Origin of the sequence: Streptomyces sp. MBT65, assembly GCF_016612545.1 — a bacterium.
Lineage (GTDB): Bacteria > Actinomycetota > Actinomycetes > Streptomycetales > Streptomycetaceae > Streptomyces.
Map to the genome: position 1 here is coordinate 1 of NZ_JAENRY010000309.1, position 13,150 is coordinate 13,150.

The 13,150-nt window shown below is 72.6% G+C and carries 11 protein-coding genes and 2 pseudogenes; 5 read left to right on the top strand and 8 right to left on the bottom strand.

Annotation, left to right across the window (positions count from 1 at the left end; all coding sequences use genetic code 11):
• A pseudogene (locus JHN63_RS42100) lies at positions 1 to 607 on the top strand (hypothetical protein); the annotation flags it as partial.
• Here JHN63_RS42100 and JHN63_RS42105 read toward each other — a convergent pair.
• On the bottom strand, positions 604 to 2,685 hold the full coding sequence (locus tag JHN63_RS42105) for a tetratricopeptide repeat protein (protein ID WP_200690422.1): 2,082 nt from the start codon (positions 2,683 to 2,685) through the stop codon (positions 604 to 606). The pseudogene JHN63_RS42100 and the gene JHN63_RS42105 overlap by 4 nt on opposite strands.
• A gap of 78 nt (positions 2,686 to 2,763) precedes the next feature.
• On the bottom strand, positions 2,764 to 3,219 hold the full coding sequence (locus tag JHN63_RS42110; protein WP_200690412.1) for a PPOX class F420-dependent oxidoreductase: 456 nt from the start codon (positions 3,217 to 3,219) through the stop codon (positions 2,764 to 2,766).
• Between the two features lie 74 nt (positions 3,220 to 3,293).
• Between JHN63_RS42110 and JHN63_RS42115 the strand changes: the two genes are divergently transcribed.
• The 3 genes from JHN63_RS42115 (at position 3,294) to JHN63_RS42125 (ending at position 6,528) form a co-directional block, all read left to right on the top strand.
• The gene (locus tag JHN63_RS42115) at positions 3,294 to 3,878 is read left to right on the top strand and encodes a TetR/AcrR family transcriptional regulator (RefSeq protein WP_200690413.1); all 585 of its coding nucleotides are present in this window, start codon (positions 3,294 to 3,296) and stop codon (positions 3,876 to 3,878) included.
• On the top strand, positions 3,875 to 5,233 hold the full coding sequence (locus JHN63_RS42120; protein ID WP_200690414.1) for an MFS transporter: 1,359 nt from the start codon (positions 3,875 to 3,877) through the stop codon (positions 5,231 to 5,233). Before JHN63_RS42115 ends, JHN63_RS42120 begins: the two co-directional genes overlap by 4 nt.
• Before the next feature lie 65 nt (positions 5,234 to 5,298).
• A complete protein-coding gene (locus tag JHN63_RS42125; protein ID WP_200690415.1) occupies positions 5,299 to 6,528 on the top strand; it encodes a serine hydrolase in 1,230 nt (409 codons plus the stop codon).
• Between the two features lie 57 nt (positions 6,529 to 6,585).
• On the opposite strand, the gene JHN63_RS42130 is transcribed toward JHN63_RS42125, so the two are convergent.
• Genes JHN63_RS42130 through ribA form a run of 5 tightly spaced genes read right to left on the bottom strand, consistent with a single transcriptional unit; the run spans position 6,586 to position 11,606 of the window.
• Positions 6,586 to 7,740 (bottom strand): saccharopine dehydrogenase family protein, encoded by a 1,155-nt coding sequence (locus tag JHN63_RS42130; RefSeq protein ID WP_200690416.1) that lies wholly within the window; start codon positions 7,738 to 7,740, stop codon positions 6,586 to 6,588.
• On the bottom strand, positions 7,733 to 8,800 hold the full coding sequence (locus JHN63_RS42135) for a saccharopine dehydrogenase (protein WP_200690417.1): 1,068 nt from the start codon (positions 8,798 to 8,800) through the stop codon (positions 7,733 to 7,735). The genes JHN63_RS42130 and JHN63_RS42135 overlap by 8 nt, the downstream gene beginning before the upstream one ends.
• Entirely contained in the window at positions 8,797 to 9,942 is a 1,146-nt protein-coding gene (locus JHN63_RS42140) for an FAD-binding oxidoreductase (protein WP_200690418.1), read from the bottom strand. The genes JHN63_RS42135 and JHN63_RS42140 overlap by 4 nt, the downstream gene beginning before the upstream one ends.
• Positions 9,939 to 10,910, bottom strand: coding sequence for an ornithine cyclodeaminase family protein (locus tag JHN63_RS42145; RefSeq protein ID WP_200690419.1), 972 nt, complete (start codon positions 10,908 to 10,910; stop codon positions 9,939 to 9,941). The genes JHN63_RS42140 and JHN63_RS42145 overlap by 4 nt, the downstream gene beginning before the upstream one ends.
• A gap of 33 nt (positions 10,911 to 10,943) precedes the next feature.
• Positions 10,944 to 11,606, bottom strand: coding sequence for a GTP cyclohydrolase II (gene ribA, locus JHN63_RS42150; protein ID WP_200690420.1), 663 nt, complete (start codon positions 11,604 to 11,606; stop codon positions 10,944 to 10,946).
• A gap of 38 nt (positions 11,607 to 11,644) precedes the next feature.
• On the opposite strand from ribA, the gene JHN63_RS42155 reads away from it, so the two are divergent.
• The gene (locus JHN63_RS42155; protein ID WP_200690421.1) at positions 11,645 to 12,400 is read left to right on the top strand and encodes a creatininase family protein; all 756 of its coding nucleotides are present in this window, start codon (positions 11,645 to 11,647) and stop codon (positions 12,398 to 12,400) included.
• A gap of 140 nt (positions 12,401 to 12,540) precedes the next feature.
• Here JHN63_RS42155 and JHN63_RS53365 read toward each other — a convergent pair.
• Positions 12,541 to 13,032, bottom strand: a pseudogene (locus JHN63_RS53365) (lysylphosphatidylglycerol synthase domain-containing protein); the annotation flags it as partial.
• Between the last annotated feature and the right edge of the window lie 118 nt (positions 13,033 to 13,150).

The following is a 13,150-nucleotide window of genomic DNA, read 5'->3' on the forward strand; positions in this document are numbered from 1 at the left end:
CACCAGCTCCGTACCGGGCGAGTCGGCCACCCGCCTCCGGCGCCTCTTCTACGACATCATCGGCATCCCGGAACCGGACGCGCCCGCGCTGCTCGAACCGCTCCCGCTCCCCCCGTTCGAACCCGCCGCGCACACGGTCCCGCTCCAGGTACTGACCGAGTTGCTCGGCTCGGGCGAGGTCTCGGTCGTCCGGCACGCGGGCCCGCACCCGGCGCCCGAGCGCACGGGCGAGGCCCACACGGCGGTGCACGAGGACACCCGTGAGCAGTCCCAACTCTCCCTGGCCGACGTGGTGTTCCGTCACGGCGCGACCGACGACCCGCGCTTCGGATCACCCGCGCTCTGGACGACGGAGACCCTCGCCCGCCATCCGCGGTGCGCCCTCGCCGCGTACGTCACCGGCCCCGGCACGGGCACGGTCCGTACCGCCGACGGCACCCTGCTGCATCTGCGGGCCGAGCCGGGCACGGACACCGACCCGGCGGCCCACGCCTCGGCCCTGTACGCCTGGCTCGCCTCGGGCAAGTCGCTGCACGAGGTCGTCGCCCAGGGGTTGACCGTGCACACGGGAGGGGCCGTTCACCGGGTGCGGGTCACCCGGGGCTAGCCGTCGCAGCGTTCGCGCAGCGCGCGCAGATACTCCAGGTGCTGTTCGGCCTTCTCGTCGCGCAGGGCGGCGGCCGCCTCGTCGATCAGGGTGCGGGCGGCCGTGAACTCGCCGCCGTTCAGGCGGGTTTCGGCGAGGTCGGTGAGGGTGCGGGCCGTGTTGTAGGCCTCGCCGCTCGCGCGGAAGAAGGCCAGCGCGCGGTCCAGGTGCTCGACGGCCTCGGCCCGGCGGTCGAGGCCACGCAGGGCCCGGCCCCGGTGACGTTCCAACAGGGCGCGGGCGCGCGGCAGATCGGCGGCGCCCTCGTCGCCGGGACCGATGCCGTCGAGGATGCGGCCGGCCTCGTCGAAGGCCGCGTACGCCTCGTCGAAACGCCACTGGCGCAGCCGGAGCAGGCCGAGGAACTCGACGGCGGAGGCACGGCCGCGCACATGCCCTCCCGCCCGTTCGTCCCGGGCCGCCGCGAGCGCCTCGGGTTCCGCCTCGTCCCAGCGTCGCAACTCCATCAGGCTGTGGGCGAGTTGGGCATGCAGGGCGCCGGCGGTGCGGGTCCCGGGGAAGTGGGCGTCCGCCGTACGCGCTCCGGCTTGCAGGGCCGGCAGCAGGATGTCGTGGTGGCCGGCCTTGAGTTGGAGGGGCCACAGAGCCTGGACCAGCAGGACGACGGTGTCCCAGTCGCCGAACTCCTCGGCCGCGTACACGGCTTGGACCAGGTTGGGGGCCTCGGCGGCCAGTGCGGCGACGCCCGCACCCCGGTCGTCGTACGACAGCGGGGTGGCCGTGGACGGGACGCGCCAGCTCTCCGGCAGGGCGGCCTGGGCGGCGGCGAGCGCGCGGTGCAGACAGCCCTCGACGGTGCGGGACACGGCGGCCGAGCACACGGCGATCCCGTCGGTGGCGGCGGCCGTGCGGGCGGCGTGCGCGCGGACGGCGGGCCGGTAGCGGTACCGGCCGTCGTCCGTCGGCTCGACGAGCAGGGCGTCGGCCAGCTCGTCCAGGAGCCGGGCGGCCTCGGTCTCGTCGGTCCCGGCGGCACGGGCGGCCGCGGCGGCGTCGAGGGCGGGCCAGTCGTACAGACCGCACAGGCGGTAGAGACGGGCGGCGTCGGGGGCCAGCAGGCGGTAGGAGTCCTCGACGGCGGAACTCACCGGATCGTTCTCGGGTCCGGCCGGTGTCTCCGGCGGCGTGGTCAGCCGGGGCGCGGCGGCGCGCAGTGCGTAGGGCGAGCCGGCACAGCGGTCCAGTACGGCGGGCAGCGTGGCGCGGGCGGCGCTGACCGCGGGTTTCCCGACCAGCTCGGTGAGCAGGCGCTTCGCGTCCTTGTCGCCGAGCGGGCCGACCGGGATGCGCAGGGCGTCGAGGCCGATGAGCGGATTCCGTGCCACGACGAGGGTCACCACGTCCGGAGCCGGGGCCAGCAGCGGCTGCACCTGGGCGGCGGAGCGGGCGTGGTCGAGCACCACGAGGGCGCGACGGTCGGCCAGGGAGCGCCGGAACAGGGCGGCCCGGTCGGCGACGGTGGGCGGTATGTCCTCGTCGGGCAGGCCGAGTTGACGCAGCAGTGTGGCCAGGACCGGTTCGGGGCCGAGCGCGCGCAGGTCGGCGTAGAGCTGCCCGTCGGGGAAGCGGGCCGCCTGCCGTGCGCCCCAGTGGAAGGCGACAGTGCTGGTGCCGATGCCCTCGGGGCCGTGGAGGAGCGCGAGTCGCGGGCGTCCGCCGAAGGCGCGGGTCGCCTCCTTGTCCAGGAGTTTCAGGGCGTCCTGACGGTCCGTGAAGGAGCGGGGCGCGGGCGGGAGACAGCGGCGCCCCGGCCCGGTGACGGGGTCCGGGACACGCACGCCGCGGGCGAAACGGGTCCAGGCGAGGGCGAGTTCGGGGTCGGCGTGCACGCGGTCGTGGACCATGCGGGCGATCGCGTGCACGTCGTCGGGGGTGGCGGGGGCCGGCACCTCACGTCCTGCGAGCCGGCGGACCATGCCGCCGGCCGATTCCCAGGCCAGCTTGCCCGCCTCGCTCGCCATCCCGGAGCCGACGGCTCCGAACACCGCACCGATGGCGCCCGTGGACAGCAGATCCATCACCGCGTGCACTCCCCCGTCGTCCGCCCATCGCACAGCGGATCAACCTTAGCTCCAGTGAAGGACGGTGACGACGGGTCACTTCTTGTCGGCGGCCTTCGGAATCCCGTACGCCCGCTCCACCCGCAGCCGCAGCACCAGCCGCCGGTCCCGCACCATCGCCGCGCGATAGTCGTCCCAGTCCGGATGCTCGCCGAGGACATCGCGGTAGAGCCGGATCAGCTCCTCGACCGTGTCGTCGTGCGGGTCGGCGGCGACCGGGGTGAGGTCGGCCGTGCCCTCCGCGACGGTGTACGCCCACCGGTCGGGGCTGGTCACGTGGTACGAGGCGCGGGGGTCCCGGCGCAGGTTGCGGGTCTTGGCGCGGTCGTCGGTGATCGACACGCGGATGATCCGCTCGTCGGGGTAGTAGGCGTGGCTGACGTTCGACAGCTGGGGCCGGCCGTCGCTCTTGAGGGTGACCAGCACCCCGCCGTGGCCGTCGGACAGCAGCCGGAGAAGGGGTGCGTCGTCCTGTGTCGTGTCCTGAGTCATGACCGGAACAACGGACCCGGCGCGGCCACCATTCCCGGTAGACACTGTCTACGACCCAATGGTAGACAGTGTCTATGAGTGATGCGGAAGCGGTCGGCCTGCGGGATCGGCTCGTCGACGTCGGGGTCCAGCTGGTCGCGGAAGAAGGGGCGCAGGCCCTCACCCTGCGGGAGATCGCCCGGCGGGCCGGTGTCTCGCACGGGGCGCCGCGCCGTTACTTCCCCACCCACCTGGAGCTGCTGTCCGCCATCGCACGGCGCGGCTTCGCCGACCTGGGCGAACGGGCGGCGGCAACCGTCGGCGACGGTACGGCGAGCCCCCGCGCGCAGGTGACGGCGCTGGCCCGCGTCTATCTGGAGTTCGCGCTCGACAACCCCGGCATGTACGAGTTGATGTTCCGTCACGATCTGCTGGAGAGCGGGCACTTGGGGCTGCGGGACACCAGCCTGCCCCTGTTCGGTGTGCTGGTGGACCTGGTCGGCCGGGCCGGTCCCGACCTGGACGCCCGCCCGGTCGCGGGCGCGTTGTGGGCGAACCTGCACGGCATCGCCCAGCTCTGGCGCTGGGGCAGCCTTCAACTCGCCACCGGTGCCGACGACTTCGTACCCCTGCTGCGCTCGGCCCTCGACGCGCACCTCGGTCCGGAGGCCGCCGTATGACGGCGCGCGGTCGGCTCGTGCTGGCCGGGAGCGCGGCGGGGGCGGCGGTCGTCGCGCTGGACGGGACCGTGCTCACCGTCGTACAGCCCACGTTGCAGAGGGAGTTGGGGGCGTCCCTGGCCCAGGTGCAGTGGACCAGCACCGCGTATCTGGTCGCCGTGGCGAGCCTGTTGGTGTCGGCCGGGCGGATCGGGGACCGGTACGGGCATCAGCGGGTGTTCGGGCTCGGCATGCTCGGCTTCGGGGTCGCCTCGGCCGGGATCGGGCTGGCGCCCGGTGTCGGCTGGGTGATCGGACTCCGGGTCGTGCAGGGGGTGTTCGGGGCGCTGTTGCAGCCCGCCACGCTGGGCATGTTGCGCGCCGCGTTCCCGCCCGACCGGCTCGGCATGCCGATCGCCGTACGGACGAGTGTGATCGGACTCGCGGCGGCCGCCGGCCCGTTGGTGGGCGGGGCGCTGGTGGCGGCGGTGGGCTGGCGGGCCGTGTTCTTCCTCCATGTCGTGCCCTCGCTCGTCTTCGGGGTGCTCGCCCTCACCGTGCGGGGGTCGCAGCAACAACAGTCCACCCGCGTCCGGTTCGATCTGCCCGGCGCGCTGCTGCTCGCGCTGTGTCTCGCCTCGCTCGTCCAGGCGTTGGTGGATCTGCCCGGGTCGGCCGCCGGGCTGGTCGTGTCCGCACTGGCCGGTCTCGCCTTCGTACGGCATGAGCGTCGTACGGCGCATCCGCTCCTGCCGTCGGACGTCGTCGGGTCGGCGGCGATCCGTGGGGCGCTCGGGATGCTGCTCGCCGCGTCGGCCGCGTTCTCCGGGGCGCTGTTCGTCGTCACCTATGTGATGCAGGAGGCGTGGGGGCTCAGTCCGCTGCAAAGTGCCGTGCGGGGGCTGCCGTTGGCCGGGGCGATGGTCCTCGCCGCGCCCGTGTGCCCGGTGGTGCTGCGCCGGGTGGGGGCGCGGCGTACGGCCGGGGCGGCGATGGTGGTCGTGGCGCTGGCCGTGCTTGTGCTGTCCCGGGCCTCGGGCACGGTCGCGGTGTGTGGCGGATTCGCGCTGCTGGGGGCCGGGTTCGGGACGGTGATGGTGTCGGCGACGCAGGTCGTGGTGCGGGCGGCGGCAGTGGAGTCGGCCGGGGTCGCGGGCGGGCTCAAGCAGACCGCGGCGAACGTGGGGCCGACCATCGGGGTCGCCGTCGGAAGCGCGCTGCTGGCCGGAAGTGGCCGGGAATGGGCGCTCGGAGCGCTCGCCGCGGTGGCCCTGACCGGTGCTCTCGCCGCTCGCGCGCTGCCCGGACGGACAGTCGCGTCGCTCACACATCCCCCCGTTACAGGAGACCGCGCAGGTGTTCCTGCGGGACGATGAGTTCCGAGGTGTCCGGGGCCGGGTATGCGGGACCCCACCTCGTGAACGCAATTCGGAGGAGAGCCATGGCACAGCTGCGACAAGAGGTCGACCCGGACGAGGTCGGACTGGATCACAAGGCGCTGGACCGCCTGGACCAGCACTTCGCCCACTACGTCGACGTGGAGCGCCTGCCGGGCTTCCTGGTGTCCGTGGCCCGCGGCGGCCGCGTCGCCCACCTCACCGCCCACGGGTACCGCGATGTCGCGGCGAAACTCCCCGTCACACCGGACACGTTGTACCGGATCTACTCCATGACCAAGCCGGTCACCGCGGTCGCCGCGCTGCTCCTGATGGAGGAGGGCAAGCTCTCGCTGGACGACCCGGTCGCCGACCACCTGCCGGCCTTCGCCGACATGCGGGTCTACGACAGCGGCTCCGGCGCGGACCTGAAGACGCGGCCGGTGGAGCAGCCGATACTGATCCGCCATCTGATGACCCACACCTCGGGCCTGACCTTCGCCTTCTACCACTCGCACCCCGTCGACGCCCTGTACCGGGAAGCCCACTTGGAGTCGTCCGTGCCGCCCGGCGCGAACCTCGCCGAGACGATCGACGTGTACGCGAGCCTCCCGCTCCAGTTCGAGCCGGGCACGCAGTGGAACTACTCCGTCGCCTCCAATGTGCTGGGCCGGATCGTCGAGGTGGTGTCCGGGCAGCGGCTCGACGAGTTCTTCGCCGAGCGGATCTTCCGGCCGCTCGGCATGCCGGACGCCGGATTCCAGGTCCCGGACGAGAAGGCGCACCGGCTCTCGGAGTTGTACGGCGACGCCGAGGGCGGCGGTATCGAGCCGATCGCCGGGCTGCCGCTTCGGGGCGGCCGGCCGCGGTTCCTGTCGGGGAGCGGCGGGATCGCGGCGAGCCCCTACGACGTGCACCGGTTCGCGGAGTTCCTGCGGCGCCGGGGCGAACTCGACGGCACCCGGCTGCTCGCCCCCGAGACGGTCGACCTCATGGCCAGCAACCATCTGCCCGGCGGCGCCGACATGCGCGCCTTCGGCAGCCCCCCGCACCAGGAACCCGGCAACGACGGCATCGGTTTCGGCCTCAGTGTCTCCGTCGTCGTCGACCCCGAACGCACTCAAGCCCCCATGGGCCTGGGCGCGTTCGGGTGGAGCGGGGTGGCGACGACGACGTTCTGGGTGGACCCGGGCCGCGATCTCACCGTGCAGTTCATGACCCAGCTCCGGCCGAAGTCCTCACTGAAGATCATGCCGGAGCTGAAGCAGTTGGTGCACGAGGCGATCACGGGCTGAGGACCGCGGTCGCGGCGACCGTACGGACCTGCCGTCCCCGGCCGGGACCGCGTACGGCTACTGATCCACCCGCAAGGTGAACTCCAGCCCCTCCCCCGCCAGTTCGCTCAGCCACTCCCGTGACCGCTCCGCCGTTTCCGCCGCCCGGTTCAGGCCGGACGGCAGGTCGTCGGACAAGATGTGCCGGACCGCGAGGGAGAGGGGACGTGAGACGCAGCGGGCCATCGCGCTCTCCTCCTCGTCGCCGACCAGGTCGAGGAGGTAGCTGCCGGACCAGGTCCGGCCCGCGTCATTCCGGACGTCCAGGGACACCGCGAGGACGACCCGGTCACGGTCGGCTTCCGTGGTGGGGTAGGTGGCCGCCAACTCCCGTGCCAGCGCGGCGATCCGGGTGTCGTCGCCCGCCTTCAGTTCCTCGAACACCGCGTCCCAGGCCCGCAGCCAGCCCTCCAGGCGCAGGGTGCCGCGCACGAACGTCCGTGGTGTCCAGGCCGTCGGCAGCCCGTACTGCTCGATGAACGGCACGCTGTCCCGGTTGGGATAGACCTCGAAGGTCTCGCCGTCCACGCCATGCGGCCGGGTCACCTCCCAGGGCCGGGCCACGACGGTCTCCGCGCCGTCCTCCAGGTACCGGGCCGGTGAGCGCAGCGCGCCCAGGACTCCGGCGGGCGCCCAACTGAAGCGGTACCGGAAGTCGTTGGGCACCGCGGGGACGCCGCCGCAGTACGAGGTGAGGGTGTAGGAGGCCGCCGTGTCCTCGCCGATCGCCTCCCGGGCGCGGGCGACGAGGCTGTGGGCGAAGAGGTGGTCGATGCCCGGGTCGAGTCCGGCCTCGGTGAGGACGACGATGCCCGCCTTCTCGGCCGCCGGCACCTGTTCCAGGACGGCGTCCGAGACATAGCTGGAGCAGGCGAAGTGCGCCTGTCCGCGGACGCAGGCGGCCAGCAGCGCCGTGTGTTCGGGGGCGGGCAGCATGGAGACGACGACGTCTCCGGGGGCCAGCTCGGCCGTGAGCGCGGCGAGGGTGAACGCGCGCGGGTCGGCGCGTCCCGTCAGGCCCAGGTGGTCGAGGGCCTGCGCCGCGCGCTCCTCGGTGCGGTGCCACAGGCGTACCCGCTCGGCCGCGTCGCACAGCAGGGCGAGACCGCTGCCGGTGGAGAGTCCGGCACCGATCCAGTGGACGGTCCCGCTCGCGCGCACCACGTCAGACATGGCCCAACTCCCCTTCCGTGACGGCGATTCCGAGCTCACGGGACTTCGTGCGGAACAGGTCCAGGTCGCGCCCCCACGCCCCGCCGGTCCCGAAGTCCAGGAGGTGGGGCAGCAGCGCGGCCGAGAAGTCGGTGCTGGACTCCCTCGGCAGCAGGGACGGCAGGTTGTCGATGGCGATGAGGTCGAGCGGGGGCTGTGCGTGCAACTCCCGTACCGGGTCGGCCCATTCGGTCGTGCGGTCGTAGACCGGCAGGACGTTGAGGGGCGAGCCGACGTCGCAGGTGACGTCGCAGACGGTGCGCAGGCGGCGGGTCGGGTCGTCGAGGTCCGGTGCGCGGAGGAAGGGTGGGACGGGGGTCGTCGCCAGGACGCAGTTGACCAGGACGTCGTGGGCCAACAGGGCCGGGCGGTCGAGGTTCTGGGTCTCGGGCAGGTCCCAACAGGTCGGCTGGATTCCGGCCGTGGAGAAGGCCACGCGGGCGCCCCGTCCGCTGCGGCCCAGCGCGCCGATCACCAGGGCGGTGAACTCCGGGTCACCGACGGCGGGTCGGAGGGTCTTGTCCAGCTCCTCCTTCGAGGTGGGCACCAGGGGCGCGGTCAGTCGGCCCCGGTGCTGGAGCACGGCGAGGGCCGCGCCGAGGTAGCCGGCCCAGAAGCCGAACGCGGCGAGGCGGCGGCCGTCGTCGTCCACCAGGTATTCGAGGTCGAGGAGTGCCCCTCCCCCGGCCGCGAAACGGCGCAGCAGGTCGGCCGCCCCGGGCTGGCCCTTGTAGGCGTGCCCGAAGAAGATGTGACGGTGGGTCAACTCGGCCGGTTCGTCCGGGAGTTCCTTGAGGCCGAGGATCACCGCGTCCGGCGGCGCCGACACCCAGGAGCCGGCGGGTACCACCCGGGCGCCGGCCGCCTCGTACTCCTCGATCGGGAAGATCCGTTGCGGGGACTCCTCGACCGTGAGGGTCACCCCGCTCTCGACGAGGCGGCGGGCGTCGGAGGGGACGACCGGAGTGCGGCGTTCGGTCGTGCGGGGCTCGTGGCGCAGCCACAGATGCAGCTCGGTCATACCAGGTTGACCTCCGGACGCGGGGCGTCGGCCGCGAACCGGCCAGCGCTCAGGGGGCTGACGTCCACGAAGGGTACGTGGCCGAGGTACAGGTCGCGGACGACCTCGCCGACGGCCGGTCCCTGGAGGAAACCGTGGCCGGAGAAGCCGGTGGCGTAGAGGAAGCGGGAGACCGAAGTCGCCTCCCCGATCAGGGCGTTGTGGTCAGGCGTGTTCTCGTACAGGCCCGCCCAGCCGCCGGTGCGGCGCAGCTCCAGGAGGCCGGGGGCGCGGCGCTGCATCGCCTCGGTGAGGCGCGGGATCCAGCGGTCGTGGGTGTCGGTGGCGAAGCCGGGACGCTCCTCGGGGTCGGACATGCCGACGAGGAGGCCGGGGCCCTCGGCGTGGAAGTAGAGGCTCGTCGTGAAGTCGATCGTCATGGGGAGCGTGGGCGGCAGGCCGGGTACCGGTTCGGTGACCGCGATCTGGCGGCGCAGCGGCTGCACCGGGAGGTCCACGCCGACCATCGCGCCGATCCCCTTGGACCAGGCGCCGGCCGCGCAGATCACCGTGTTCGTGTCGATGCGGCCCAGCGTCGTCAGCACGGCGGTGACGGTGTCGCCGTAGGTCTCGATGCCGGTGACGTCGGTGTGGCGCATGATCGTCGCGCCGTGGGCGCGGGCGGCGGAGGCGTAGCCGTGCACGACGGCCTCGGGGGTGCAGTGGCCGTCGTCGGGCGAGTAGGCGGCGGCGAGCAGGCCTTCGGTGCCGATGAGCGGGGAGAGTCGCTGGGCCTCGGCGGGGTCGATCATACGGCTGGGCACGTCGAGGGAGTTCTGGAGCCGGACGCCCGCCTCGAAGGTGGCGACGTCCTCGGGCCGGGACAGCAGGAAGAGGTAGCCCACGCGATGTAACCCGATGTCGTACCCGGTGTCCTCCTCGAAGCGCTCGAAGGCCTCCAGGCTGCGGGCGCCGAGCTGCACGTTGAGCCCGTCGGAGAACTGGGCGCGCACTCCGCCGGCCGCCTTGGAGGTGGACCCGGCGGCGAGTTCGTCCCGTTCGACGAGGACCACGTCTCTGACGCCGGCGCGGGCCAGGTGGTAGGCGATGCTCGTGCCGATGACCCCGCCGCCGATGACGACGACCTCAGCCTGACGCTTCACGGGCGCTCCTTCTGTGCCGCGTCGATGACGGCCCAGGCCGCGGCCGCGTCCTGGATGCCGAGTCCGACGCTGTTGTAGTGGACGATGTCGTCCGGGCTGGTACGGGCGCTGCGGCGGCCGGTGAGTACGGCGCCGAGCGGGATCAGGTCGACGGGGGCGAGCAGTCCGGCGCGCAGGGCGTCGACGATCGGTCCGGCGTGCTCGGCGGCCGTCTCCGGGTCGTCGACGACGACGGCCGCCGACCGGCGTAGGACCTCCGCGTCGACCTCGCTGCGGGTGGGTTCGAAGGAGCCCACGCTGACGACCGTGCAGCCGGGCGCGAGCCACGCGCCGTGCACCACGGGGGTGGTGCTGAGCGTGCAGGCGGCGACCACGGACGCGCCGGTCACGGCTTCCTCCGCGGTGTCCACCGCCTCTACGGGGAAGGGGAGTTCGGCCGTCAGCGTCTGGGCGGCACGGGCGCGCCGTTCGGGGTTCGGGCTCCACAGGCGTACGGACTTCAGGTCCCGGACCCGGGAGATCGCGTGGACGTGGGCGAGGGCCTGGGTGCCGGAGCCGAGGACGGCGAGACGGTCGGCGTCGGGGGTGGCCAGGGTGTCGACGGCGACGGCGCTGCCCGCGGCCGTGCGCAGGGTCGTCACCGCCGTGCCGTCCATGACCGCGACCAGACGTCCGGTGAGCGGGTCGAGGGCGCTGATCACCGCGTGGACGGTGGGCAGCCCCGCCCGCGCGTTGCCGGGGTTGACGCTGCCGAACTTCGCCACCGCCCCGGTGTCCGCCGACAGCCGGGAGACATAGGCGAAGACGACGCTGTCGTCGAAGCGGCTCGGGTGCATGATCTTGCCGGGCAGATCGGCTTCGCCGGCACCGAGCGCGGTGAAGGCCGCGCGCTGCGAGGCGATGGCCGCGTCTGTGTCGAGCAGCCGCCGGACGCGGTCGCCGGAGAGGAAGAGGACGTCGTCGGTCATTCCCTCTTCCTGTCCGGACCGCGCCCACCGGAATCAGGACCAGTGCGCCACCGCGTCCAAATGGGGCAGGTGGTGGTCCAGACGCTCCCGCTTGGTCCGCAGATAGGTGATGTTGTTCTCGCAGGGCGGGATCAACAGCGGTACCTCTTCGGAGACTTTGATGCCGTGTTCCAGCAACGCCTCGCGTTTGCGCGGGTTGTTGGAGAGCAGGCGGACGCTCGCCACCCCCAGGTCGTGCAGGATCTCGGCGGCCACGCCGTAGTCGCGGGCGTCGACCGGCAGGCCGAGGGCGAGGTTCGCCTCGACGGTGTCCAGGCCCTCCGCCTGCAGCGCCATCGCGCGCAACTTGGCGAGCAGGCCTATGCCGCGGCCCTCGTGCCCTCTCAAGTAGACGACGATGCCCCGGCCTTCGGCGACGACGGCGCGCATCGCGGCGTCCAACTGGTCGCCGCACTCGCAGTGCTGGGAGCCGAAGGCATCGCCCGTCAGGCACTCCGAGTGCAGTCGGGTGAGTACGTCGTCCGTGCCGATGTCGCCGTAGACCAGGGCCACTTGCTCGTCACCGCGGTCGTGGTCCAGGTAGCCGATCGCCTGGAATTTGCCGTACACGGTGGGCAAGGGAGCATTCACGACGCGTTCCGCGCCCGTGGGCTGTGGAGACTTCTTCTTGCCGAGTACGCCAATGTTTTCTGTCATGATCTGGTTCCTAAGCAGAGACGAAAGGCCGTGAAAAAATGAATGGTTCGGGCTCACGGACGGCGGCAAACGGACTGGTGCCGGCGGACACCACGCAGGACGTACGGTCTAGGGGGGCAAGTGTCTCAACACAGGTCGCCGTCCTTCCGGTCGGCAGTTTCGAGCAGCACGGCCCGTATCTTCCGCTGGCCACCGACACCCTCGTCGCCTGTGCCGTGGCCCGGGAGATCGCCGCGGCGTACCCGGTGCATCTGCTGCCGCCGGTGACGATCGGCTGCTCGCACGAGCACGCAGCCTGGCCGGGGACCGTCAGCATCTCTTCCGTGACCCTTCATGCGGTGGTGCGGGACATCGCGGACTCGCTCCGCCGCTCGGGGGTCGAGACCCTGGTGGTGGTCAACGGTCACGGCGGAAACTACGTACTGGGCAACGTCGTTCAGGAGTCCTCCGCGCGCGGGGAGCGGATGGCGCTGTTCCCGGCCGCCGAGGACTGGGAGGCCGCGCTGGAGCGGGCCGGGGTACTGACCTCGCTGCTCACCGATATGCACGCGGGGGAAATCGAGACCTCCATTCTGCTGCACGCTCATCCCGAATTGATCCGTCCCGGATATGAGACCTCCGATTTCGTCGCCGACGACCGTCGCCATCTCCTGACGCTCGGTATGTCCGGCTATACCGAGTCGGGCGTCATCGGACGCCCGTCCCTCGGCTCGGCGGAAAAGGGGAAGGCCTTGCTGGCGAGCCTCGCCGATTCCTTCGGCGCGTATTTCTCGATGCTGACCGCGGACGCCTGAGCCTGCGCCGGGTCCGGTACGGCGGTGCCGGGCCCGGGGGTGCGCAGGCCGGTGTACCAGCGGGCGACCAGGACGAGCAGGCCCGGCAGGGCGGCGACGAAGCTGAGCACGCCGTAGATCACCGAGACGGCCAGGCCGCTGCTCGCGCCGAGGCCCGCGGCGCCGAACGCCCAGGCGGTGACGCCCTCGCGGGGGCCCCAGCCGCCGACGTTCAGCGGCAGGCCCATGGCGAGCAGCGCGAGGATCGCGATGGGGAGCAGCTGGGCGACGGTGGCGGCGGAGCCGGCGGCCCGGGCGGCGACGACGAACATCGCGAGGTGGCCCGCCAGGATGACCAGTGAGGAGAAGGTGACGCCGGGCCAGTTGGCGCGGGAGAACAGTCCGGCGCGTGCCTCGTCGAGGGTGGTGCGCAGGGCGCGGCCGCGGCGGGTCTCGGTCGGCGGCCGGTTCATCCGTACGGCGGCCACGACGGCGAGCGCTCCGAGGGCGCCGAGCAGGACGAGCGGGGCGATGCTGCGGACGTCGGTCATCACCGGGGAGTCCAGGCCCAGCAGGATGGTGATCCCGACGACGGCCAGCGCGATCTGGCCCGCGACGCGTTCGAGGACGACGGCGCGTACGGCGCGGCCCATGTCGCCGGCGCTCTGTCCGTGGCGGACCGCGCGGTGGACGTCGCCGACTACTACCGCGCCCTGTTCCTCAACGCGGCCCTGCCCGGCGGCATCCTCGGCGACGTCCACCGCGCGGTCC

Bases quoted from the DNA above. Each gene is read 5' to 3' on its own strand.
- JHN63_RS42105 (WP_200690422.1), bottom strand. From the start codon at position 2,685: ATGGATCTGCTGTCCACGGGCGCCATCGGTGCGGTGTTCGGAGCCGTC.
- JHN63_RS42110 (WP_200690412.1), bottom strand. From the start codon at position 3,219: ATGACTCAGGACACGACACAGGACGACGCACCCCTTCTCCGGCTGCTG.
- JHN63_RS42115 (WP_200690413.1), top strand. From the start codon at position 3,294: ATGAGTGATGCGGAAGCGGTCGGCCTGCGGGATCGGCTCGTCGACGTC.
- JHN63_RS42120 (WP_200690414.1), top strand. From the start codon at position 3,875: ATGACGGCGCGCGGTCGGCTCGTGCTGGCCGGGAGCGCGGCGGGGGCG.
- JHN63_RS42125 (WP_200690415.1), top strand. From the start codon at position 5,299: ATGGCACAGCTGCGACAAGAGGTCGACCCGGACGAGGTCGGACTGGAT.
- JHN63_RS42130 (WP_200690416.1), bottom strand. From the start codon at position 7,740: ATGTCTGACGTGGTGCGCGCGAGCGGGACCGTCCACTGGATCGGTGCC.
- JHN63_RS42135 (WP_200690417.1), bottom strand. From the start codon at position 8,800: ATGACCGAGCTGCATCTGTGGCTGCGCCACGAGCCCCGCACGACCGAA.
- JHN63_RS42145 (WP_200690419.1), bottom strand. From the start codon at position 10,910: ATGACCGACGACGTCCTCTTCCTCTCCGGCGACCGCGTCCGGCGGCTG.
- ribA (WP_200690420.1), bottom strand. From the start codon at position 11,606: ATGACAGAAAACATTGGCGTACTCGGCAAGAAGAAGTCTCCACAGCCC.
- JHN63_RS42155 (WP_200690421.1), top strand. From the start codon at position 11,645: ATGAATGGTTCGGGCTCACGGACGGCGGCAAACGGACTGGTGCCGGCG.